21 protein-coding genes and 1 riboswitch are annotated in these 23,035 nt (G+C 73.0%); of the genes, 17 read left to right on the plus strand and 4 right to left on the minus strand.

Going from position 1 to position 23,035, the window contains the following annotated elements:
• Positions 1-84: 84 nt before the first annotated feature.
• From C4T78_RS00565 to C4T78_RS00575, 3 genes are all read left to right on the plus strand, one after another.
• A complete protein-coding gene (locus tag C4T78_RS00565) occupies positions 85-1,086 on the plus strand; it encodes a Bug family tripartite tricarboxylate transporter substrate binding protein (RefSeq protein WP_093346331.1) in 1,002 nt (333 codons plus the stop codon).
• Positions 1,083-1,550, plus strand: a complete 468-nt coding sequence (locus C4T78_RS00570; RefSeq protein ID WP_218161438.1) for a tripartite tricarboxylate transporter TctB family protein — start codon at positions 1,083-1,085, stop codon at positions 1,548-1,550. Before C4T78_RS00565 ends, C4T78_RS00570 begins: the two co-directional genes overlap by 4 nt.
• A gap of 114 nt (positions 1,551-1,664) precedes the next feature.
• Entirely contained in the window at positions 1,665-3,149 is a 1,485-nt protein-coding gene (locus C4T78_RS00575; protein ID WP_093346327.1) for a tripartite tricarboxylate transporter permease, read from the plus strand.
• Positions 3,150-3,160: 11 nt separating this feature from the next.
• On the opposite strand, the gene C4T78_RS00580 is transcribed toward C4T78_RS00575, so the two are convergent.
• Positions 3,161-4,036 (minus strand): LysR family transcriptional regulator, encoded by an 876-nt coding sequence (locus tag C4T78_RS00580; protein WP_093346324.1) that lies wholly within the window; start codon positions 4,034-4,036, stop codon positions 3,161-3,163.
• 196 nt (positions 4,037-4,232) lie between these two features.
• Between C4T78_RS00580 and kdgD the strand changes: the two genes are divergently transcribed.
• From kdgD to C4T78_RS00595, 3 genes are read left to right on the plus strand one after another with little or no spacing between them, the layout of a single operon-like run.
• The gene (gene kdgD / locus C4T78_RS00585) at positions 4,233-5,153 is read left to right on the plus strand and encodes a 5-dehydro-4-deoxyglucarate dehydratase (protein ID WP_093346322.1); all 921 of its coding nucleotides are present in this window, start codon (positions 4,233-4,235) and stop codon (positions 5,151-5,153) included.
• A 2-nt stretch (positions 5,154-5,155) separates the two neighbouring features.
• Positions 5,156-6,739 (plus strand): aldehyde dehydrogenase (NADP(+)), encoded by a 1,584-nt coding sequence (locus C4T78_RS00590; protein ID WP_093346319.1) that lies wholly within the window; start codon positions 5,156-5,158, stop codon positions 6,737-6,739.
• A complete protein-coding gene (locus tag C4T78_RS00595) occupies positions 6,736-8,073 on the plus strand; it encodes an enolase C-terminal domain-like protein (protein ID WP_093346316.1) in 1,338 nt (445 codons plus the stop codon). Before C4T78_RS00590 ends, C4T78_RS00595 begins: the two co-directional genes overlap by 4 nt.
• A gap of 11 nt (positions 8,074-8,084) precedes the next feature.
• On the opposite strand, the gene lexA is transcribed toward C4T78_RS00595, so the two are convergent.
• A complete protein-coding gene (lexA, locus tag C4T78_RS00600; RefSeq protein ID WP_093346314.1) occupies positions 8,085-8,738 on the minus strand; it encodes a transcriptional repressor LexA in 654 nt (217 codons plus the stop codon).
• Positions 8,739-8,844: 106 nt separating this feature from the next.
• Positions 8,845-9,016, plus strand: a riboswitch (cobalamin riboswitch).
• A gap of 253 nt (positions 9,017-9,269) precedes the next feature.
• Here lexA and C4T78_RS00605 point away from each other — a divergent pair.
• The 11 genes from C4T78_RS00605 to C4T78_RS00655 all read left to right on the plus strand — a co-directional run bounded on the left by C4T78_RS00605 (position 9,270) and on the right by C4T78_RS00655 (position 21,025).
• Complete coding sequence (locus C4T78_RS00605) at positions 9,270-10,784, plus strand: ABC transporter substrate-binding protein (protein ID WP_177247385.1); 1,515 nt, start codon at positions 9,270-9,272, stop codon at positions 10,782-10,784.
• Positions 10,784-11,731 carry an ABC transporter permease gene (locus C4T78_RS00610; RefSeq protein WP_093346311.1) on the plus strand — a complete coding sequence of 316 codons (948 nt, stop codon included), beginning with the start codon at positions 10,784-10,786 and terminating at the stop codon, positions 11,729-11,731. The genes C4T78_RS00605 and C4T78_RS00610 overlap by 1 nt, the downstream gene beginning before the upstream one ends.
• Positions 11,728-12,516 carry an ABC transporter permease subunit gene (locus tag C4T78_RS00615; RefSeq protein ID WP_235863004.1) on the plus strand — a complete coding sequence of 263 codons (789 nt, stop codon included), beginning with the start codon at positions 11,728-11,730 and terminating at the stop codon, positions 12,514-12,516. Before C4T78_RS00610 ends, C4T78_RS00615 begins: the two co-directional genes overlap by 4 nt.
• Before the next feature lie 179 nt (positions 12,517-12,695).
• Positions 12,696-14,192 carry an ABC transporter ATP-binding protein gene (locus C4T78_RS00620; protein ID WP_218161437.1) on the plus strand — a complete coding sequence of 499 codons (1,497 nt, stop codon included), beginning with the start codon at positions 12,696-12,698 and terminating at the stop codon, positions 14,190-14,192.
• Positions 14,189-14,938, plus strand: coding sequence for a class I SAM-dependent methyltransferase (locus tag C4T78_RS00625; RefSeq protein WP_093346308.1), 750 nt, complete (start codon positions 14,189-14,191; stop codon positions 14,936-14,938). The genes C4T78_RS00620 and C4T78_RS00625 overlap by 4 nt, the downstream gene beginning before the upstream one ends.
• Before the next feature lie 61 nt (positions 14,939-14,999).
• The gene (locus C4T78_RS00630; RefSeq protein ID WP_218161436.1) at positions 15,000-16,127 is read left to right on the plus strand and encodes a magnesium and cobalt transport protein CorA; all 1,128 of its coding nucleotides are present in this window, start codon (positions 15,000-15,002) and stop codon (positions 16,125-16,127) included.
• 298 nt (positions 16,128-16,425) lie between these two features.
• The gene (locus C4T78_RS00635; RefSeq protein ID WP_177247384.1) at positions 16,426-18,780 is read left to right on the plus strand and encodes a xanthine dehydrogenase family protein molybdopterin-binding subunit; all 2,355 of its coding nucleotides are present in this window, start codon (positions 16,426-16,428) and stop codon (positions 18,778-18,780) included.
• Positions 18,777-19,622, plus strand: a complete 846-nt coding sequence (locus C4T78_RS00640; RefSeq protein WP_093346301.1) for an FAD binding domain-containing protein — start codon at positions 18,777-18,779, stop codon at positions 19,620-19,622. The genes C4T78_RS00635 and C4T78_RS00640 overlap by 4 nt, the downstream gene beginning before the upstream one ends.
• Positions 19,615-20,100, plus strand: coding sequence for a (2Fe-2S)-binding protein (locus C4T78_RS00645; protein ID WP_093346298.1), 486 nt, complete (start codon positions 19,615-19,617; stop codon positions 20,098-20,100). The genes C4T78_RS00640 and C4T78_RS00645 overlap by 8 nt, the downstream gene beginning before the upstream one ends.
• 35 nt (positions 20,101-20,135) lie before the next feature.
• A complete protein-coding gene (locus C4T78_RS00650) occupies positions 20,136-20,714 on the plus strand; it encodes a TIGR03086 family metal-binding protein (protein WP_093346296.1) in 579 nt (192 codons plus the stop codon).
• A 119-nt stretch (positions 20,715-20,833) separates the two neighbouring features.
• A complete protein-coding gene (locus C4T78_RS00655; protein ID WP_093346293.1) occupies positions 20,834-21,025 on the plus strand; it encodes a hypothetical protein in 192 nt (63 codons plus the stop codon).
• A 42-nt stretch (positions 21,026-21,067) separates the two neighbouring features.
• Here the strand turns inward: C4T78_RS00655 and C4T78_RS00660 are convergent, their stop codons facing one another.
• Together C4T78_RS00660 and C4T78_RS00665 are read right to left on the minus strand one after the other, a co-directional pair.
• Positions 21,068-22,225, minus strand: coding sequence for an NAD(P)/FAD-dependent oxidoreductase (locus C4T78_RS00660; protein ID WP_235863003.1), 1,158 nt, complete (start codon positions 22,223-22,225; stop codon positions 21,068-21,070).
• A 72-nt stretch (positions 22,226-22,297) separates the two neighbouring features.
• The gene (locus tag C4T78_RS00665; RefSeq protein WP_093348372.1) at positions 22,298-22,945 is read right to left on the minus strand and encodes a TetR/AcrR family transcriptional regulator; all 648 of its coding nucleotides are present in this window, start codon (positions 22,943-22,945) and stop codon (positions 22,298-22,300) included.
• Between the last annotated feature and the right edge of the window lie 90 nt (positions 22,946-23,035).

Raw genomic sequence — 23,035 nt, forward strand, 5'->3', positions numbered from 1 at the left:
CGCGAACTTAGGCTGCCGAGCGTTCGACATCGTGACCGCGCTCACAGCGGAACGGTGGGCCGCCTCGGACCGAAGGAGCCCCGAATGACGTCGAAATCGCCTGCACGCCGAAGAGTTCTGCCACCCGCGCTCGCCGCGGTGCTCTCCCTGCCGCTCGCCGCGTGCGGGGGAAACCTCTCCAGCGGCGGCGCGGAGTTCCCCAGCGGCCCGGTGACGATGCTGGTCGGCCAGGCTCCCGGCGGGAGCACCGATCTCATCGGTCGCGCCCTGGCCGACGGTGCCGCCGACGACCTCGGCGTCGCGATGCCGGTGGTCAACACTCCCGGCGCCAACGGGGCGCTGGCCGCGAACGAACTCGCCGGCGAGCAGCCCGACGGCCAGCACGTCCTGGTGCTCAACGCGTCGCTGACCTCCATCACGCCGCTGGCTGTCGCGCCGGAGGAAGCCGTGGACATCAACGACTACGAGGTGATCACCGGGGTTTCGCAGGACGACTACGTCCTCGTCGCCAACACCGCTTCCGGCCTGCGCTCGGTGCCCGACCTGGCCCGGGCCGGCCGCGACCTCAAGTTCGCCACGACCGGCGTCGGCACCGGCAGCCAGCTGGCCCAGGAGCTGCTGTTCGAGCAGGCCGGGATCGCAGGCACCGCGGTGCCCTTCGACGGCGGATCACCGGCGATGACCGCGGTCCTCGGCAGCCAGGTCGACGTCGCCGCCGTCCAGCTCGGCGAGGCGATCGGCCAGATCGAGGCCGGTCGGCTGACCCCGCTCGCCACCTTCGCCGCGCAGCGCAGCCGGTACCTGCCGGAAACTCCGACTGCCGTGGAACAGGGCTACGACGTGCGGGTTTCGCAGTTCCGCGCGATCGTCGCGCCGAAGGACACCCCGCCGGAGCGGGTGGAGCGGCTGCGCAAGGCGTTCCAGGCCACCTTCGCCACCGAGCGCTACCGGAAGTTCAACGAGGACAACCTGCTCACGCCGCACGAGGTCGACGGCGCGCAGGTGGTTCAGGAGTGGACCAGCTCGCTGGAGAGCTACCGCGCCATGACCCGGCAGCACGGGATCGACCTCGGCGGGCCGAAGTGAGCGACGCCGGGCCGGAGCCCGGGCGTCCGGCCGGGATGGCCGCGAACGCGGTCGTCGCGCTCGTCGTGGTCGGCGTCGGGATCTGCGGCGCGGTCGGGTCCTGGTCGTTGGGGCTGGGCAGCGCCGCGGAACCGGCGGCGGGGACCTGGCCGTTCCTGGTCAGCGCGGCGATCGCGGTGCTCGGCGTCGTGCTCGGCCTGCTGGTGCGGCGGACGGACGACGCGGAGCGGATGTCGTCGGCGAGCTGGGCGGTCCTGGCCGGTGTCGCCGCCATGGCCGGTTTCGCCGCTGCGATCACGGTGATCGGGTTCGAGATCCCGGCCGCACTGCTGGCGTTCGCGTGGCTGCGGTTCCTCGGCCGGGAGTCGTGGTCGACGTCGGTGTTCGGCGGCCTCGGGATCGTGGTGGCGTTCTACGTGGTGTTCGTCGGCCTGCTGAAGGTGCCCGTCCCCCACCTGTTCTAGGCACGAATCTGCCCGCAAGCGGCCGGAACCGGCAACGCTGCGCCGGAAAAGGCCTCCCGTTCCGGTGCATTCACCGGGTCGCTTCGCACCCCAACACTGTCGTTAGGAGCGGCGATGGATCTGGCCCCGGTGATCGAGGGGTTCGGCGTCGTTCTCGAACCCGCCAACCTGCTCCACTGCCTGCTCGGCGTGGTGATCGGGATGCTGGTCGGCGTGCTGCCCGGGCTCGGCCCGGCCGCCACGATCGCGATCCTGCTGCCGCTGACCTTCAACGTCGAGCCGGTCACGGCGATCATCATGCTGGCAGGCATCTTCTACGGCGCGCAGTACGGCGGCACCATCACCTCGGTGCTGCTGCGGCTGCCCGGCGAGGCGTCGTCGGTGGTGACGGTCTTCGACGGCCACGCGCTGGCCCGCCAGGGCCGGGCCGGGACAGCGCTGGGCATCGCGGCGATCGGCTCGTTCGTCGGCGGCACCGCCTCGATCGTGGCGCTGTCGGTGCTCGCGCCGCTGATCGCCGGGTTCGCGCTCGACTTCGGCCCGCCCGAGTACACCGCCCTCGCCCTGCTCGGCATCCTGCTGGTCACCACCGTCAGCAACGGCGGCCGGGTGAAGGCTCTCGTCGCCGCGTGCGCGGGCCTGCTGCTGGCCACGGTCGGCCGGGATTCCTTCACCGGCGCCGAGCGGTTCACCTTCGACCTGCTGCCGCTGTCGGACGGGCTCGACTTCGTGCCGATCGCGATGGGCCTGTTCGGGTTGGGCGAGATCCTCCACAACCTCGAACAGCGGCAGCGGGGCGCGACGACCGCCGCTCGGGTCGCCAACGCCTGGCCGTCGCGCGGAGACCTCCGGCAGTCGGCCGGGGCGATCGGCCGGGGCTCGGTGCTCGGGTTCGTGCTCGGCGTGCTGCCCGGCGGTGGCGCGACGCTCTCCTCGCTCGCGGCCTACGCGGTGGAGAAGCGCCGGTCGAAGAGCCCGGAGCGGTTCGGTCGCGGTGCCGTCGAGGGCGTGGCCGCACCGGAGACGGCGAACAACGCCGCGGCGACGTCGTCGTTCATCCCGCTGCTCACGCTCGGCATCCCGGCGAACGCCACGATGGCGATGATCTTCGGCGCGCTGCTGGTCCAGGGCGTGACGCCGGGACCGCAGCTGGTCGACGAGGACCCGGAGCTGTTCTGGGGCGTGGTGAACTCCATGTACCTCGGCAACGTGCTGCTGCTGATCATGAGCGTCCCGCTGGTCGGGCTGTTCGTGAAGATCCTGCGGGTGCGGCCGTCGGTGCTCGCGCCCATCACGGTGCTGATCACGCTGCTGGGCGTCTACACGGTCCGCAACAGCGCCTTCGACATCGCGCTGGTGATCGTGTTCGGCGTGCTCGGCTACCTGATGAAGAAGTACGGCTTCGAACCCGGCCCGCTGGTGCTGGCTTTCGTCCTCGGTTCGCTGCTGGAGACCTCGCTGCGGCGGTCGCTGCTGCTGTTCGGGGGCGACCCGGCGGGCTTCTTCACCAGGCCGATCTCCGGCACCCTGCTGGTGCTCCTGGCCGCGGTCGCCCTGCTCCCGCTGGTGCAGCGGCTCGTCCGGGCGAGGAGCCGCTGAGTGCCCGCGGGTCAGAGCAGGTCGAGCAGCGCGTGCAGGGCCGGGTTGTCGTTCGCGCGGCGCCAGACCAGGTGCAGTTCCACCGGATCCGGTTCGGGCAGCCGCAGCGGGCGGAAGCGCACGCCCTCGAAGCGCAGCCGTGCCGCGGTCGCGGGCACCAGCGCGCTGCCGAGCCCGACCTGGACCAGCGCCAGGGCGGTGTGGATCTGGCTGACGTGCTGCACGTACGTCGGCTGCACCCCGGCCCGGCCGAAGGCCGTGACGAGCAGCTCGTGGAAGTACCGCGCTTCGGTCGGCGAGTACATCACCACGTCGGCGCCGTGGAACTCGCCCAGTTCCAGCGGTTCGGAGCTCCCGGCGAGCGGATGCCCCTCCGGCAGCGCGGCCAGCAGCGGCTCCGAGCGGAACAGCCGCGACGCCAGCTCGGGGCGCGCGGCAGGCGGGCGGGCCAGCCCGAGGTCCAGGGAACCGCCCGACAGCCGTTCGGCCTGGTCGCGGGTCACCAGCTCGTGCAGCACCACGTCCACGTGCGGCAGGTGTTCGCGAACGGTGGCCAGCAGGCCGCCGAGCACGCCGTAGGCCGAGGTGGCGGTGAAGCCGATGCGGACGATGCCCGCTCGGCCCAGCGTCACGCGCCGCACCGAGAGCGCGGCGTTCTCCGCCTCGTGCAGCAGGCGTCGCGCGTCCTGCAGGAACGCGCGGCCCGCCGGGGTCAGCCGCACGGTGCGGCTGGTGCGGTCGAACAGCTGGACCTTGAGCTCCTTCTCCAGCTGCTGGATCTGCCGCGTCAGCGGGGGCTGCGTCATGCGCAGCCGCTGCGCGGCGCGGCCGAAGTGCTGCTCCTCGGCCACTGCGACGAAACCGGTGAGTTGGTTGAGCGTGAACATCGATGCTGTCCCGGTATCAGTAGATGCATTGTTTGAGTTGGACCGGCATTGATGCGCCACCTTACTGTCGATCGCAGGCCGGTCCCGCATCGTCCCGAAGAAGTCGCTCCTGCTCGTCAGCGGACGCACCGCCCAGCCGCCGGGCCGCGCGGACGGCAACGACGTCGCCAGGAACCGCCCACGGAGGAGATCTTTGATGTCCGCGTACTCGCCCACCGGCATGGCCCGGCAGCTCGCCAGCGGATTGCTGTCCTTCCCGGTGACCCACTTCCGGCCCGACCTCGGCTTCGACGAGGCCGCCTACCGCGAGAACATCGGTTGGTTGAGCGGTTTCGGCGCGGCCGGGCTGTTCGCGGCCGGCGGCACCGGCGAGTTCTTCTCGCTCACCCCGGCCGAGGTGGAGCAGGTGGTCACCGCCGCCGTCGCGGAAGCACCGGCGGGCCTGCCGGTGATCGCGCCCGCCGGGTACGGCACCGCGACGGCGGTGGAGATGGCCCGCGCCGCCGAGCGCGCCGGAGCCGCCGGGCTGCTGCTGCTCCCGCCCTACCTCACCGAAGCCGACCAGGCGGGGCTCGCCGCGCACGTCCGGGCCGTCTGCGCCGCCACCGAGCTCGGCGTGGTCCTCTACAGCCGGGCCAACGCGGTCTTCGAGGACACCACCGTCGCGGAGCTGGCCGAGGACTGCCCGAACCTGGTCGGGTTCAAGGACGGCGTGGGCAACGTGGAGAAGATGACCCGCCTGTACTCCCGGCTCGGCGACCGGCTCACCTACGTCGGCGGACTGCCGACCGCGGAGACCTTCGCGCTGCCGCTGCTGGAGCTGGGCGTGACCACCTACTCGTCGGCGATGTTCAACTTCGTGCCCGAGTTCGCGCTGCGCTTCTACCGCGCGGTCGCCGAACGGGACCGCACCGCGGTGTACCGGTACCTGAACGAGTTCGTGCTGCCGTACTGCGACATCCGCAACCGGCGCGCCGGATACGCGGTGAGCATCGTGAAGGCGGGCATGCGGGTCATCGGGCGCCCGGCCGGGCCGGTGCGGCCGCCGCTGGTCGATCTGGACGACGCCGAACTCGCCGCGCTGGCCGACCTGGTCGAGCGCGTGCCGGAGGACTGATCATGACGCGACCCACCGGACAGATGCTGATCGCCGGGGCCGATGTCTTCGGGACCGGTGAGAAGATCCGGGCGGTCGACCCGAGCACCGGCGCCGAACTGGAACCCGCTTTCGGGCACGGCGGTGCCGACGAGGTCGATCGCGCCTGCACCGCCGCTCGCGCGGCGTTCGCCGACTACCGCGCGCTGCCCGATGCGAAGCGCGCGGAGTTCCTGGAGCGGATCGCCGACCGGATCGAATCGCTCGGGGACGCGCTGATCGAACGCGCGCACCGCGAAACCGGCCTCCCCGTCGCCCGCCTGACCGGAGAGCGCGCTCGCACCACCGGTCAGCTGCGGCTGTTCGCCGAGGTCGTGCGGGCGGGCAGCTGGTCCCGCGCGCGCATCGACCCGGCACAGCCCGACCGGAAGCCCTTGCCGCGCAGCGACATCCGCCGGCGGCAGATCCCGCTCGGCCCGGTCGCGGTGTTCGGCGCGAGCAACTTCCCGCTGGCCTTCTCCGTCGCGGGCGGGGACACCGCGGCCGCGCTCGCCGCCGGCTGCCCGGTCGTGGTCAAGGCCCACGACGCCCATCCCGGCACCTCGGAGCTGGTGGCGCGGGCGGTGACCGGCGCGGTCGCCGACCTCGGGCTGCCGCCCGGCACCTTCTCGCTGCTGTTCGGTTCCGGTCCCGAGCTGGGCATCCGCCTGGTCACCGACCCGCGCATCCAGGCCGTCGGCTTCACCGGTTCGCGCTCCGGCGGGCTGGCGATCGCGGCCGCCGCGCAGGCGCGCCCGCAGCCGATCCCGGTGTACGCCGAGATGAGCAGCACCAACCCGGTGTTCCTGCTGCCCGGCGCGCTGGCCGAGCGGGCGGCGGAGATCGCCGACGGGTTCGTCACCTCGCTCGCGCTGGGCGCCGGGCAGTTCTGCACCAATCCTGGCCTGGTCATCGCGGTCGACGGACCCGATCTGCGGACCTTCCTGGAATCGGCGGTCGCGGCGGTCGCCGACAACCGGCCGAGCACCATGCTCACCCCGGCCATCGCCCGCGCCTACGCCGACGGTGTGGCCCGGCTCTCGGCGCACGCGGCCGTGGAGGTGCTGGCCAGGGGCGCGGAGAGCGACCTGCCGAACACCTGCCGGGCGGCCCTGCTGGCCACCGATGCCGACAGCTTCGCCTCGGACACCGAGCTGCAGCAGGAGGTCTTCGGCGCGTGCTCGCTGGTGGTCCGCTGCCGCGACGCGGACCAGGTCCGGGCGGTGGCCGAGGGGCTGGAGGGCCAGTTGACCGCCACGGTGCACGCCGCCGAAGCCGATCACGCCGAAGCCGCGGAGCTGCTGCCCGTGCTGGAGCTGACGGCCGGGCGGATCCTGTTCAACGGCTGGCCGACCGGGGTCGAGGTCGGGCACGCGATGGTCCACGGTGGACCGTTCCCGGCCACTTCGGACTCCCGCACGACGTCCGTCGGCACGCTCGCGATCGAACGGTTCCTGCGCCCCGTGGCCTACCAGGACGTCCCCGCGTCGCTGCTGCCGGGCGCGATCGCGGACGGCAGCTGTCCCGGGGCGGTCCCGATTCCCGATCCTGCGCGGAGGAACGCATGACTCAGAAGCAGCCCGTGGTCACCGCGATGCGGGTGGTCCCGGTCGCCGGGCACGACAGCATGCTGCTCAACCTCAGCGGGGCGCACGCCCCGCACTTCACCCGCAACCTGGTGGTCCTCACCGACTCCGAGGGCCGGACCGGGGTGGGTGAGGTGCCCGGCGGCGAGCCGATCCGCCGGACGCTCGAAGACGCGGCGGACCTGGTCGTCGGGCGACCGGTCGCCCGCGTGCGCTCGGTGCTCAACGAGGTGCGCGGCCGGTTCGCCGACCGCGACGCAGGCGGTCGCGGTGCGCAGACCTTCGACCTGCGCGTCACCGTCCACGCCGTCACCGCGATCGAGTCTGCGATGCTCGACCTGCTCGGCAAGCACCTGGAGGTGCCGGTGGCCGAACTGCTCGGCGACGGGCAGCAGCGCGACCGGGTGCCGGTGCTGGGCTACCTGTTCTTCGTCGGTGACCGGAGCAGGACCGATCTCCCCTACCCGGATCCGGTGGACGAGCCCGACGACGACTGGTTGCGCCTGCGCCACGAGGAAGCCCTGACACCGCAGGCCGTCGTGCGCATGGCGGAGGCGGCGCAACGGCGCTACGGGTTCCGCGACTTCAAGCTCAAGGGCGGCGTGCTGCCGGGCCCGGCCGAAGCCGAAGTGGTCACCGCACTGGCGCAGCGGTTCCCCGAAGCGCGGATCACCCTCGACCCCAACGGCGCGTGGTCGCTGGCCGAAGCGATCGGCATCGGCCGCGCACTGCGCGACGTCCTGGCCTACGCCGAGGACCCGTGCGGCGCCGAAGGCGGCTACTCGGGCCGCGAGACGATGGCGGAGTTCCGCCGCGCGACGGGCTTGCCCACGGCCACCAACATGATCGCCACCGACTGGCGGCAGCTGCACCACGCCGTCCGCGCCGCCGCGGTGGACATCCCGCTGGCCGACCCGCACTTCTGGACCATGAGCGGCTCGGTGCGGGTGGCGCAGCTCTGCCACGAGTGGGGTCTGACCTGGGGTTCGCACTCCAACAACCACTTCGACGTGTCCCTGGCGATGTTCACCCACGTCGCGGCGGCGGCGCCCGGCGAGATCACCGCGATCGACACGCACTGGATCTGGCAGGACGGCCAGCGCCTCACCCGCGACCCGCTGCGCATCTCCGAAGGCGGCATCGACGTTCCCGCCGGCCCCGGTCTGGGCGTCGACCTCGACATGGACCGCGTCGCCGAAGCCCACGAGCTCTACCTGAGCCAGGGCCTCGGATCCCGCGACGACGCGGCGGCGATGCAGCACCTGCACCCGGGCTGGACCTTCGATCCCAAGCGCCCGGCGCTCGACCGGGCGTAGCCGACCGCGGGTCAGACGCTGCGGAGGACGGAGACGACGATGCCCAGGATGACCGCGTTGTCACCGTCGATGACCTCGTAGGCCGGGTTGCGGGGTTCGAGGTGGACGTGGCCGTTGCGGCGGCGGTAGACCTTCACCGTCGCCTCGTCGTCGATCATCGCCGCCACGATCTGACCCGAGTGCGCCTCCTGCTGCTGGCGGACCACCACGATGTCGCCGTCGCAGATCGCCGCGTCGACCATCGAGTCGCCGCGCACCCGCAGGCCGAACACGTTGCCCCGGCCGGTCAGCTCGCGGGGCAGGCTCATCACGTCGTCGAGGTGCTCGTCCGCGGTGATCGGGGCGCCCGCCGCGATGTCGCCGACCACGGGCACCGGCACCGAGGTCTCGTCGCGCGCCGCCGCGGGCCGGAGGAAGGCGCGGACGTCGATCGGGCGGGACACCGTGGCGCTGCGGCGCAGGAATCCCTTGTCCTCCAACGCGTTCAGGTGCTTGGAGACCGAAGAGGACGAGCGCAGGCCGACCGCTTCGCCGATCTGGCGGGTGCTCGGCGAGTACCCGTGCCGGTTCACCCAGTCCTGGATCGTGGCCAGGATCTGCTGCTGGCGCTGCGGCAGGGCCGAGGCGTCCAGGTGCTCGAAGGCGTCGAAGTCGTAGGCGGCCACCCCCGAATGGTAGAGGTCAACACCGCCGCCCGGAGCACTGGCCCGGCTCCGGGCGTGATCTCGGGCCACCGCCCTTGACACCCGCCCCGGCCGGTGCCAACGTCGCCGCTGGAGTTCATGCGACGGTGCGCAGGAAGCCGGTGCGAATCCGGCACGGTCCCGCCACTGTGAGTGGGGAGCTGCCGCCACCTGGGCCACTGCCGCTGCCGCGGCGGGAAGGCGGGCGGTCAGCGCCGATCCACGAGTCAGGAGACTGACGCCGTCGTGCCGATTCGCACGGGGTCGCGGAGCCCCGGAGGAGGTACGCGGACATGCGGCGACGCGCTGCCCGAGATCGCACCGGCCACCACCGCCCTTCGCCGTAGCAGCGGCTGCCCGCGCGCGCCGACCGGACTCCTCGACGATTCCGTAGCTCTCCCCCGCCCAAGACTCCTGCAGCCCTCGGCGCTGCGGGGGATGACGTGCGCGCGCCCGAGAACCCGTCGCGGACGGCGGCGGGCCGACGTGCCGGGGCCGCGGGAAGGGAACTCGATGATCAACCGACGGGCGTTGTTCGGAGCAGCGCTGGGATCGCTCGCGGTCGCCTCGCTCGCCGCCTGCGGTGGCGGCGCGGGCGGGCCGGACGGGCGGCTGCGCGTGGCGTTCCCGACCGGCGGCGCGAAGGAATCGCTCGATCCGCACACCAGCTCGCTGTTCGTCGACCAGGCGCGGGCGAAGGCGCTGTTCGACACGCTGGTCGGCTACGCCGACGACATGAGCGTCGTGCCCCGGCTGGCCGAGTCGTGGGAGTCCGACGCCACCGGGACGCGGTGGTCGATCCGGCTCCGCGAGGCCCGCTTCCACGACGGCCGCCCGGTCACCGCCGATGACGTCCTGCACAGCTACCGCCGCATCGCCGATCCGGCCACCTCCTCGCCCGCGCGCAAGCAGTTCCTCGACGTCGACTTCGCGGCCAGCCGGGCCCGGTCGGCCTCCGAGCTCGAACTCGTGCTGCACACCCCGAACTTCGAGTTCCCGTCGGCGTGGGGCGCCCCGGCCGCCGAGATCGTCCCGGCCGGGACCAGCGACTTCACCGCGCCGATCGGTTCCGGCCCGTTCCGGTTCGGCTCCTTCCAGCCCGGCCGCCCCGCCGTGTTCACCCGGTTCGACGGCTACTGGGACGGCGCCGCGGAGCTGCCCGAGCTGGAGTTCGTGCCCATCAACGACGAGAGCGCCCGCGTCGCGGCCCTGCTCTCCGGCCAGGTGCACTACATCCACGACATCAGCGCGAACTCCGCGCAACTGGTGCAGGGTGACGGCCGGGCGCGGCTGCTCGCCGCGCCGCACGGAACCATGCAGGCCGTGGCGCTCAAGGTCGACCGGGCTCCGTTCGACGACCCGCGCCTGGTGCGGGCCGCGCTGTCCGGTGTGGACCGGCGGGCGCTGGTCGACGTCGCGCTCAGCGGGCACGGCAGGCTGGGCAACGACCTGTTCGGCAAGGGCCTGCGGCACTACCCGCCGGATCTGCCCCAGCGCGAGCGCGACGCCGATCGCGCCCGGTCGCTGGTGCGGGAGGCCGGCGCGGAGGGTCTCGCGGTCGAGCTGCTCACCAGCACCGTCGATCCCTGCTTCGAGTCGGCTTCGGCGCTGATCGCCCAGCAGCTGACCGAGATCGGGTTGCGGGTCTCGCCGCGGGTCGGCCCGCCGGAGACCTACTTCAGCGACATCCGCACCAGCGGCGTCGCCGCGCTCACCCGGACCGCGCCGCTGCCGCTGCCGACGTTCCTGTCCGAGCGGATCCGCAGCGGTGCGGGCACCGGCAACTACACCGGGTACCGCTCGCCCGCGTTCGACTCGCTGTTCCGCCGAGCCATGTCCGCAGTGGACGAAGTGGAGCGGTCGCGGCTGCTCGGCGATGCCCAGCGCCTGGCACGGGACGAGAGCGGACTGCTCGTGTGGGGATTCAGCGACTGGAACGTGGCGGTGTCGGCCTCGGTGTCGGGTGTGCGGGCGGCCCCGCCGAACTCGCTGGACTGGGCCCGCTTCGAACGGGCGTCGCTGGGCTGATGGCAGCACTGGTGCTGCGGCGGTCGGCGGTCGCCGCGCTGCAACTCGCCGCGGTGGCGGTCACCGTCTTCGCGCTCACCTCGCTGCTGCCCGGCGACACCGCGGTCGTCGTCCTGGGCGAGCACGCGACCGACGAGCAGATCGCCGTGCTGCGCGCGCAGCTGCAGCTGGACCGGCCGGTGCGGGAGCGGTTCCTGGACTGGCTGGGCGGGGCGGTGCAGGGCGATCTGGGCACGTCGCTGCTGACCGGGGCGCCGGTCACCGACGAGATCTCCCGCGGGTTCGCCACCACCGCGGTGCTGGCGCTGTTCGCGCTCGCGGTGGTCGTCCCGCTGGCGGTGGCGGTCGGCGTGACGACCGGGATGCGCCGGGGATCGCGGCTGGACCGAGCGCTCAACGGCGTGATCGTCGCGCTCGACTCGGTGCCCGAGTTCGCCCTCGCGCTGCTGCTCGTCGCGCTGTTCTCGCTCCAGCTCGGCTGGCTCCCGGCCACCGCCGCCGGAGCATCCGGTTGGGAGCTGCTGGCCCAGCCGGCGGCGCTCGTCCTGCCGGTCGGCGTGCTGGTGTGCAAGCAGTTGTGCGCCCTCGCCCGCCAGGTCCGCATCGGCGTGGCCGAGGCCGACGGCGCCGAGTACGCCCTGCACGTCCGGCTGCACGGGCTGCCCGAGCGCACCGTGCTGTTCCGGCACGTGCTGCCCAACGGGCTGGCTCCGGCCGTGCAGCAGCTGGCCCGGGCGGTGGACGGCCTGCTCGGCGGTGTCGTGGTGGTGGAGGCCGTCTTCGCGCTGCCCGGCATGGGTTCCGGTTTCACCGGCGCGGTGCTGGCGCGCGATCTGCCCGCCGTGCAGGGCTACGCGCTGGTGTTCGCGACCACCACGATCGCGTTGAACCTGGTCGCCGACGTGGTGTCGCACCGGCTCGTCCCGCAGCGGGAGGTGGTCGCGTGAGACGCCCCTCGGTGACCGTCGTCGTCGGCACGGTGCTGCTCGGCGTTCCCGCGCTGATCGCGCTGGCCGGGCCGCTGCTGGCCGGTCCGGTGCGGTCCCGAGCCCGCCCGATGCAGCCGCCTGACGCGGCCTTTCCGCTGGGCACCGATGTGCTCGGGCGCGATGTCCTGGCGCTCGCGCTCAGCGGCGGCGCGTCGATCGTCGGGCTGACCGGCGCCGCGCTGCTGATGTCCTATTCGATCGGAGTTCCGCTCGCGCTGCTGCTGGCCGAACGCCGGGCAGGTGGAATCCTGCTGCGGGCGCTGGACTTCCTGCTCGCGCTGCCCGGCCTGCTGGTGCTCATGGTGCTGGCCGCCGCCGGGTGGCGCGGAGCTGTCGCGCTGGCGCTGGTCATCGCGCTGCTCCAGCTCCCGGCCGTGGTGCGCATCGTCCGCAGCGCCGCGCTGGCGCCCGGCTGCCGCGCGGCGGTGGAGGCCATGACGATGCAGGGCGAGCCGTGGTGGCGGATCCACCTCGGCTACGTCGGGCGGTGCGTGCTGGGTCCGGTCCTGGTCGATGCCGGGACGCGGCTGAGCCTGGTGCTGTACCTGCTGGCGTCGGCGAACTTCCTGGGTCTCGGGCTCGCCCCGTCGGCCAGCGACTGGGCGGTGCTGGTGGAGCGCAACAAGGAGGCGCTCTTCCTGCAACCGCCGGCGGTCCTGGTCCCGGCGTGCCTGCTCGTCTCGCTGTGCACCGGCGTCAACCTGCTCCTGGACCACGCGCTCGCGCGCGGGAACGAGGCCTGAATGCCCACCTCCGACGATGCCCGCCGCGACCACGATGGGCTCTGTTTCCCCTGTTCAGCTCCCGTGAGCGCTTTGAGGGGCCATAGCACCACAAAACACTCACGGGTCACCACCTGGCGAAACGGCGCGCGGGAAGGCGGTTTCGGGCGGAACCGCCGCATCTCCGGAGGTGGGAGCCGGTGAGCGCACCCGTCCTCAGCGCGCAGGGCCTGCACGCCTCCGCCGGGGCGCGGGCGCTGCTGGCCGATGTCGACGTGGAGCTGCGGCCGGGCGAGATCACCGCGGTGATCGGCGCATCCGGCAGCGGCAAGACGACGCTGGGCCTGGCGCTGCAGGGCGAGAGCCGCAGCGGAGTGCGCCTCGGCGGGACCGTCGCCCTGGGCGGAACCGATCTGCTCGGGCTTCCCGCGGCTCAGCGCCGGGCGGCCCGCGCGGCGGTCATCGGCTACCTCCCGCAGCACCCCGGCGCCGCGCTCAACCCGCTCCGCAAGATCGGCCGGGTGCTGGCCGAGCTGGCCCGCGACGACCGGGCGATTCCCGAAGCACTGCAAGCGGCCAGCTTCGACGCCGGGTTGCTCGGCCGCTACCCGCACCAGCTCTCCGGTGGCCAGCAGCAGCGCGCGGTGCTGGCGCAGGCCGTGCTCAACCGCCCGGACGTGCTCGTCCTCGACGAACCGGCGACCGGACTCGACGCGATCACCAAGTCCGAAGCCGTCGAGGCGCTCAACCAGATCTCCAGCCGTGGCACCGCGATCCTGCTGCTCACCCACGACCTGGGACTTGCCCGCCGCACCGCGGATTCCGTCGTGGTGCTGCACGACGGCCGTATCGCCGAACGCGGCCGGCACGTGCTCACGGCCCCGGCCCACGACCACACCCGCGCTCTCCTCGCCGCCGCACCTCGCGTGCGCTCGGCTCCCCGCACCGACGCGACGGAGGGCGGACTGCGGGCCAGCGGCCTCACGAAGATCGCCAGGAACGGCGATCGCTTGCTGGACGGCGTCGATCTCGCGGTTCCGCCGGGCCGCTGCGTCGCCATCGTCGGCCGATCCGGCTCGGGCAAGACGACCCTCGCCCGCTGCCTGGCCGGGCTGACCCGCCCGACCGCCGGTGAGGTGCTGCTCGACGGCGTCGCGCTGGCCGCCGACATCCGGCACCGCGACCGGCGGCAACGGACGAAGGTGCAGTACGTCCACCAGGACGCGCGGGCGTCCTTCGACGAGTTCCGCCCGGTCCTCGCCCAACTGGCCCGGACGGCGCAGTCCCGAGCCGAAGCCGAACGCGCGCTCGAATCGGTCGGCCTCGACCGGGAGCAGGCAGCCCGCCGACCAGCGGCCCTCTCCGGCGGCCAGCTGCAACGCGCGGCGCTGGCCCGCGCCCTGCTGGCCCGGCCCTCGGTGCTCATCTGCGATGAGATCACCACCGGCCAGGACCCGATCAACCGCGCCGAGCTGCTCGACCTGCTCACCCGCACCACCTCCGCCGGGCTGGTGCTGATCAGCCACGACCTGGCCGCCGTCGCCGCGATCGCCGACGAGATCCAGGTGCTCGACGCGGGACGCTGCACCGAGCACTCCCCCACCGCCGAACTCCTCGCCCGCCCGCGAACAGCGGTGGCACGCTCCCTGGTGGACAGTGCGGACTCGACGCACGGAAGCACGGAGGAATCCCGATGAACCAGCGCGCGCTGGCCGCCGTCCGCGACAGCCGGCACGAGCGGGCACCCGCCTACGACCGCTTCTACCAGCAGTACCCGCAGCACAAGCGCGACGAGTGGCGCGCGGCCTACCGGCGGATCCTCGCCGAGCTGTGCGGCGACCGGCCGCTGCGCGTGCTCGACGTCGGCACCGGGACCGGGTTCCTGTCCACGCTGCTCGCCGAGCTCGGCCACCAGGTCACGGCGATCGATCCCGCCACCGCGATGCTCGACTGCGCCCGCGCGGCCGCCCACGCCCGCGGGGTGGACGTGCGGCTGGAGGCCTGCGGCGCGCACGACGTCGCCGCGCTGGACACCAGGTTCGACCTGGTGACCGCGCGGTACGTGCTGTGGACGCTGCCCGAACCCGTCGCCGCGCTGCGGGCGTGGCGGCAGGTCCTGGAGCCGGGCGGCGCCCTGCTGCTCGCCGACGGCCGCTGGCACTCCTGGCGCCACGACCTGCGCCGCGCGCTGCACTCGCTGCGGCCCGGCGCCGACCACGGCTTCCTGTGGCGGCTGGCGCGCGACTACGCCCGGATCGGCCGCGCGACACCGCACTGGGCGGGGCTGACGGCGCAGCGCACCCGCGTCCTGCTGGCCGCGAGCGGGTTCCGCAGCGGCACCCGCTACGACCACCTCCTGCCCGTGCACTCCCACCCGGTGAGCACGGACTTCTTCATCCTGGGCACCGCGCCGGGAGAGCGGCCCGGGCCCACGGCTGGGTAGGCTCACCGAGCGTGGACAGCGAGGTCTTCGGCCGGTCTGCCCCGACACCCAGGAGGTTCTCGTGCCCGAATGGCGTCCCCGGTCGCTGCGCAAGCCCCGGCAGGCCGCGCCCCCAGCGCCCGAGCACTCGATGGATCCGCGTTCCGAGGACGAGCGCCCGCTGGCCGACCGGCCGCTGATCGACACCGCGATCTACCGCGACGGCGTGCGCGTCGCCACTCCGGCGAGCCTCGCCGAGACCTACCGCCACCTGCGCCGCGAGCCCGGCACGATGGCCTGGATCGGGCTGTACCGGCCGGCCGAGGAGGAGCTGCTGGCCGCCGCCGACGAGTTCGACCTGCACAAGCTCGCCGTCGAGGACGCGATCGTCGCCCATCAGCGGCCGAAGATCGAGCGCTACGGCGACACGCTGTTCGTGGTGCTGCGCGCCGCGACCTACGTCGACGAGGCCGAAGAGGTCAGCTTCGGCGAGCTGCACCTGTTCATCGGCCCGAACTTCGTGCTCACCGTCCGGCACGGCCAGTCCCCCGACATGTCGGCGGTCCGGCGGCGCATGGAGGAGGATCCCGACCTGCTGCGCCGCGGGCCCGAAGCGGTGCTCTACGCGGTGCTGGACAACGTGGTGGACGGCTACGCCCCGGTGATCGCCGGGCTGCAGAACGACATCGACGAGATCGAGACCGAGGTCTTCGAAGCCGAACCGCACGTGTCGCGGCGCATCTACGAGCTGACCCGCGAGGTCATCGAGTTCCAGCGGGCGACGCAGCCGCTGCTGACCATCCTCCGCAACCTGGAGGCGGGTTTCGACAAGTACGGCATCGACGAGGAGCTGCAGCGCTACCTGCGCGACGTGGCCGACCACGCCACCACGGTGGGCGAGCGCGTGGACGGCTTCCGGCAGCTCCTGGACAAGATCCTCACCGTCAACGCCACCATGGTCACCCAGGCGCAGAACGCCGAGATGCAGAAGATGACCGAGGCCAGCCTCGCCCAGAACGAGGAGGTCAAGAAGATCTCGGCGTGGGCGGCGATCCTGTTCGCCCCGACCCTGATCGGCACGGTCTACGGCATGAACTTCGACCTGATGCCGGAACTGCACTGGGACCTCGGCTACCCGTTCGCGGTGATCCTGATGGCCGCGGTCTGCGTGACCCTCTACACGATCTTCAAGCGCCGCAACTGGCTCTGACGGTTCCGCCTCTCCGCGATTCACAGTGGTGGTCGCGTTCTGCACTGATCTCGCGCTGCGCGGTTTCCGCGGCTGGGTTGCGTCGCGTTCCCGTTGGGCGCGGTTGAGCGTGGGGTCGGCACAGATCGCGGCGAGCGCTTCGATCGCCCGACGGTGGCCAGTTGCCGTCCCGGGCGAGCGGTAGTGCCCTTCCGGTGGATTGCGCGTGGCGCGGGGTTGCCGCAGGCTTCCGGAGGATCGCCTCTGCTGCACGGCAGCAGGCGGGATGCGGTGACCGGGAGGCCGGATGGTGCGACCGATGCAGAGCACTCGCCCCACGCTGCTCGGCGCCCGGATACCGCGGATCGAGGACGACCGCCTGCTGACCGGCCGCGCCCGCTACGTCGCCGACGTGGTGCTGCCGGGCATGGTCGAGGCCGCGTTCGTCCGCAGCGAGCTGCCGCACGCCGAGATCGACCGCGTCGACGTCTCCGCGGCGCTGGAGGCGGGCGCGCACGCCGCGTACGGCGGCCCGGACCTGCCCGTCGGCCCGGTGCCGGACCTCGTCCCGTGGGTGCGTCCGGTCCAGCACTTCCCGCTGGCGCGCGACCGGGTCCGCTACGTCGGGTGCCCGCTGGCGGTGGTGGTCGCCGATGACCGCTACCTGGCCGAGGACGCCGCCGAGCTCGTCGAGGTCGACCTCCGGCCGCTGCCCGTCGTCGACACCGCCGAAGCGGCGCTGGCCGACGACGCGCCGCTGCTCTACCCGGAGTGGGGCGACAACCGGCTGCTGTCGATCACCCCGGAGAACCCGGCCGTCGACGCCGCGTTCGACCGCTTCCGCACGATCAGCGGCACCTACACGACGCACCGCTACGCGGCCGCCCCGCTGGAACCGCGCGGTGTCGTGGCCGAGTACCGCGACGACCGGCTGACGGTGTGGACCTCCACCCAGGCCGCCCACCTGGTGCGCACGATGCTGGCCGACGTGCTCGGGCTGGCCGAGCGCGACGTCCGGGTGATCACGCCGGACGTCGGCGGCGGCTTCGGCCAGAAGAACGTGATCTACCCCGAGGAGTACTTGGTGCCGTGGCTGGCGATGCGGTTGCGCCGCCCGGTCCGCTGGGTCGAGGACCGCCACGAGCACCTGCTCGCCTCCAGCCACGCGCGGGACATGAGCATCGAGCTGTCGGCGGCGGTCCGCGACGACGGCACCATCGCGGCGCTGCGCGGGCGGGTCCGCGCCGATCTGGGCTCCGGGGAGACGTTCCCGGGCGGTTACGGCCCGGCCGTGGTGGCCGTCAGCTCGCTGTGCGGGCCGTACCGGATCCCGCACCTGTGCGTGGCCGTCGAAGGCGTGGTCACCAACAAGACCCCGACGAACGGCTACCGCGGCTACGGCATGCCCGAGGGCACCTTCGCGATCGAGCGGCTGGTGGACAAGATCGGCCGCGAGCTGGGCATCGATCCGCTCGACCTGCGCCGCCGGATGATCATCGATCCGGACGACCTGCCCTACGAGACCGCCGCGGGCGCGCGGCTGGATTCCGGCAGCCACCGCGAGGCTTTCGAGCGCGCGGTCGAGCTGGGTGAGCAGATGCTCGCCGAGGAGCGCGAGCGCGCCGGACCCGGCGCGCACCTGGGCGTCGGATACGCCACCTACATCGAAGGGGTGGCCGCCAGCGCCTTCCCCGTCACCGCCAGCCGCAGCGGCCAGGACTCGGCGGACGTGCGCTTCGACGCCGACGGCGGGGTCACCGTCGCGGTGGGCATCTCGGCGATGGGCCAGGGCGCGCACACCGCGGTGGCGACGCTGGCCGCCGAGGCGCTGGCCATCCCGATCGACCAGGTGCGGGTGGTGATGGGCGACACCGACACCGCCCCGTTCGGCCTGGGCAGCTTCGCCAGCCGCAGCGTGCTCGTGGCCGGCGGGGCCGTCGCGGAAGCCGCCGAGGTGTTGCGGCGCAAGGGAATCCGGATCGCCGCGCACCTGCTGGAGGCCGCGCCGGAGGACCTGGAGCTGGCCGATGGCGGGTTCCAGGTGCGCGGCAGCCCGGGCAGCGCGGTGCCGTGGGCGCAGATCGCGCGGGTGGCGCTGACCCGCACGTTCGAGCTGCCGCCGGGAACCGCGCCGGGACTCGACGCGCGGGCCAGCTACGAGCCGCCGGGCATCGAGCACGCGCCGCGCCCGGACGGGAAGATGAACGCCTCGGCCAACTACACCAACTCCACGCACGCCGCGGTCGTCGAGGTCGATCCCGGCACCGGCGTGGTGCGGGTCCGGCGGTACGCGGCGGTGCACGACTGCGGGCGCGTGATCAACCCGATGACCGTGGCCGGGCAGATCCACGGCGGTGTCGCGCAGGGCATCGGCGGCGTGCTCCACGAGCAGCTGCCCTACGAGGACGGGCAACCGCTGGCCACCACCTTCACCGACTACGTGCTGCCCACGTCGTGCGAGATCCCCGACATCACCACCGAAGAGCTCTGCAGCCCGGCGCCGGAGATCCCGTTCGGCATCAAGGGAGCCGGTGAGGCGGGCATCATCGGCCCGCCCGCCGCGATCGCGCGCGCCGTGGAGCACGCGCTGGAACCGCTGGGCGTGACCGGCGTCGACGCCACGCCGCTGACGCCGCCGGTGGTGCGCAGGCTGATCGAGGAGGCCCGGTCGTGAAGCCGCCGCCGTTCGACTACGTCCGCCCGGACAGCCTCGCCGAAGCGGTGCGGCTGCTCGCCGCCGACGAGGACGCGAAGGCCCTGGCGGGCGGGCAGAGCCTGCTGCCGATGATGAACTTCCGGCTCGCCCGGCCCAGCGTCCTGGTCGACATCGGCCGCCTGCCGGAGCTGTCCGCGCTGCGCCGCGAGGACGACGTCCTGGTCATCGGCGCTGGCGTGCGCCAGCGCACCGCCGAGACCGCTCAGCTGGTCCGCGAGACCTGTCCCCTGCTCGGCCGGGCGCTGCGCCACGTCGGGCACCACCAGATCCGCTCCCGCGGCACGATCGGCGGTTCCCTGGCCCACGCCGACCCGGCGGCGGAGCTGTGCGCGGCGGCCCTGGCGCTGGACGCCGAGGTGGTGGTGACCGGCAGCAGCGGTCGCCGCACCATCCCGGCGGCCGAGCTGTTCGTGGCGCCGTACCAGACTTCGCTGTCGGAGGAGGAGATCCTCACCGAGGTGCGCTTGCCGATCGACGGCGCGCGCAGCGGATTCGCCGAGATAAGCGGGCGTTCGGGCGATTTCGCCCTCGCGGGCGCGGCCGCGGTGGTGCGCTTCGAGGACGGCCGGGTCGCCGACGCGCGGCTGGTCGGCCTGGGCATCGGCGGCACGGTCCAGCGCCTCACCGATGCGGAAGCGGTGCTGAACGGGGTCGCGCTGGACGACGGGACGATCGACTCCGCCGCCGAAGCGACCGGCTCCGCCACTCCGACCGACGACTTCCACGCCGATCCCGCGACCCGGCGCGCTGCGCTGCGCGCGGCCGTGCAGCGAGCCCTGAAGCAGGTGTCGAATGCCTGAGAACCCTTCCGCGAACCGGGAGATCACGCTCACCGTGAACGGCCGCGAGGTCCGGCGAACGGTGCCGGTGCGCCGCCTGCTGGTCGACTTCCTGCGCGACGACCTCGGCCGCACCGGCACCCACGCGGGCTGCGAGCACGGCGTCTGCGGCGCCTGCACGGTGCTGATCGACGGCGACCCGGCGCGCTCCTGCATCACGCTGGCGGTGCAGGCGGACGGCACCGAGGTCACCACGGTCGAAGGCCTCACCCCGGAGGACGGTCTCAGCCCGATGCAGCAGGCCTTCAAGGACTGCCACGGCCTCCAGTGCGGTTTCTGCACGCCGGGCTTCATCACGACCCTCGCGGCGGCGAACCCCGAAGACCACCCGGACGACGCCGCGATCCGGGAACTCCTGGCCGGGAACCTGTGCCGCTGCACGGGCTACCAGCACATCGTCGAAGCGGTGAACAAGGCCTGGGGCCGCACGCCGGGCTAGTGGCGTTGTCGGGGTGCGCGCGTAGCTTCCCGGGCATGACGACGCAACCGGACCCACGTCCGTTCTTCACCCGGTCGCTGGACCAGATCGGGCAGCAGGTCGCAGCAGTGCGTCCCGACGAGCTGAGCAACCGCACGCCCTGCACCGAGTACGACGTCCGCGCGCTGCTCGGGCACGTGGTCTCCGTGCTGCGCAGACTCGCCCTCGCCGGCGCCGGAGCCGACTTCAGCGAGGTCCCGGGTGTGATCGTCGGCATCGACGACGACGGCTGGTCCGACGCGTTCGCCCGGGCCCGCGACGAGGTCGAGCGGGTGTGGGCCGACGACGAGGTGCTCGACCGCACGGTCGACCTGCGGTGGGCCGCGCTGCCCGGCCGGACCGCCCTCGACGCCTACACCCACGAGTTCACGATCCACTCCTGGGACCTCGCCCGCGCCACCGGCCTGATCGCCGACCTCGACCCCGACCTGGCCGCCCGCGCGCTCGAAGTGCTGCCCGCGTTCGCACCACCGGAACAGCGCAGCGACAAGGGCACGTTCGGCCCGGTCGTACCGGTTCCCGACGACGCCGACGTCTACACCCGCCTCGCCGCCTACACGGGCCGCCACCCGTGACCGGCGCGGTTGGCGGATGACAGCCGATCCGGCGATGCGGTGAGCACGAGCGCCACCTCGGTGCTGGTATGTCCCTGCCAGCGAAGCGCCCCGGTCCGGGGCGGATGAAGGGATTCTCCATGCGCCGAGTGATCATGCCGGGTCTGCTCGCCGGTTTGGTGCTGCTGGGCCCCGCCGCGATGGCCGCCCACGCGGTCGATGTGGTCTCACGAGAGGAATGCGTCCTCCTGGGTGGCGAGGTCATCGAGGACGACGAGAACGGCTTCCCCGTTTGTTCCGGCGGAGAAGCCCATGGGGCGGACATCTCCTGACACCTCGCCACCCGGTGACCGCGCCCCGGGTCCGCGTTCGGGTCAGATGAGCTCCTGGCGGCGGATCCGGGCTTGTTTGGCCATGTTCCAGCCCACCACGCCGGTCGTGCGGCCGTCGCGGTCGTACTTCGCCACGAAGCGGCCCTCTTCGAGCGATCCGTCCACGACGGTCGGTTCCGCGCCCGGTGGGACGAGGCCGTGGACGTGGATCTTGGCGTCGTACTGGTCGCTCCAGAAGTACGGGACCGGCGCGTACGGCAGGTTCTCGCCGAGGACGTTCGCCGCCACCGCGGCGGCTTGCTCCGTCGCGTTCGTGCGGTTCTCCAGGCGTACCAGCGCGTTCAGCCGGTCGTGCCACCAGCGCGCGACGTCGCCCACCGCGAACACTCCCGGTGCCGCGCGGCAGTGCGAGTCGCAGACCACGCCGTTGTCGAGCTCCAGCCCGCTCCCGGCCAGCCAGGCCGTCTGCGGCACCGCACCGATCGCGACCACCACCACGTCGGCGGGCAGCACCTCGCCACCGCTGAGGTGCACGCCGGTGACCCGGCCGCCTTCGGAGGTGAAGCCGTCCACACCGGCTCCCAGCCGGAGTTCGACGCCGCGCTCCGCGTGCAGCGCGGCGAGGCGCTTCGCGACCAGCGGACCGAGCTGGGCGTGCATCGGCATCGGCTGCGGGCCGACCATCGTCACGGCCAGCCCCATGGTGCGGGCCGTGGCGGCGATCTCGGCGCCCAGCACGCCTTCGCCGACGACGACCAGCCGGGACGCCGCGAGCAGGCTTTCCCGCAGCGCCAGGGAATCCTCCAGAGTGCGCAGGACATGGACGCCGTCCAGGCCGTCCTGCCCCGGCAGGACCCGGGGGTCCGCGCCGGTGGCGATGACGACGGCGTCCGCGGTCAGCGCGCGGCCGGAGGCGGTCCGCACCGTGCGCGTCGCCGGATCCAGGCCGACGGCGGCGTCGGCGAGGACGAACTCCGCGTTCAGCGCCGTCAGCGCCGATTCCTGGCGCAGGTTGGTCCGGTCGGGCCGCCACTCGCCGGAGAGCACCTTCTTCGACAGCGGCGGCCGGTCGTAGGGCAGGTGCTGCTCGGCTCCGAGCACGGTCACCGCGCCGTCGTAGCCCCTCCGCCGCAGCGCCTCCACTGTGGACAGACCAGCGGCGCACGCGCCGACCACCAGGACCTCTCGCAGGTCGTTCACGACACCTCGCTCAACTCGGCGGCACCGGCGCGCACCGGAACCGGATGAACCCACAATGCCAGCTCCGGCGCGTCAGCGGCTGGAAACGGGTGCCGTCCACAGGCCGACGATGCCGTCGATCAGGCCGTTCGCCGCGTCCTCCCACGACGCCCGCGGCGTCGGCTCGCCGTCGGCCAGCGCGCGCTCCCGCTCGGCGATCATGTGCACCATCAGCTGGCGCACCATGTCCCGGCGCTCCAGCCGCACCTCCAGCGGCAGATCGGGCAGGCAGCTGTTGAGCCCGTCGGTCGCCCGCAGCACCGCTGCCGAGCCGAGCGACTCCGCCACCATGATCTCGCGGTAGGCGGGGTCGGTCATCACCTGCGCGCCGAAGCGGCCGAACCAGGTCGGTGAGCCGAGCTCGGCGAGGTAGCGGGTGGACGGGCGGACCAGGCAGGACACCCAGTCGCGCACGTCCGAGGAATCGCCCACCGCGGCGACCATCTCGCCGCGCAGCTGCTCGATCGGCCTGCTGTGCTTGCGCACGATCGCGCGGATCAGGTCGGACTTGGAACCGAAGTGGTAGCCGACCGCGGTGTTGTTGCCCTGCCCGGCCGCCTCGCTGACCTGGCGGTTGGACACCGCGGCCACGCCGTGCTCGGCGAAGAGCCGCTCCGCGGCCGCGAGGATCAGCTCCCGCGTCGCCGCGGACCGCGCCGATCCCGTCGTTCGCACCATCATGTTCACCACCGCATCCGAACCTCGCGGCCCGTCGACGACGAGCCCCTCCACCGGCGCGGCACCGTCGTCCCCGGCGCGCAGCGCGGCGCC

Origin of the sequence: Saccharopolyspora kobensis, from assembly GCF_900108315.1 — a bacterium.
Taxonomy (GTDB): Bacteria; Actinomycetota; Actinomycetes; order Mycobacteriales; family Pseudonocardiaceae; genus Saccharopolyspora; species Saccharopolyspora kobensis.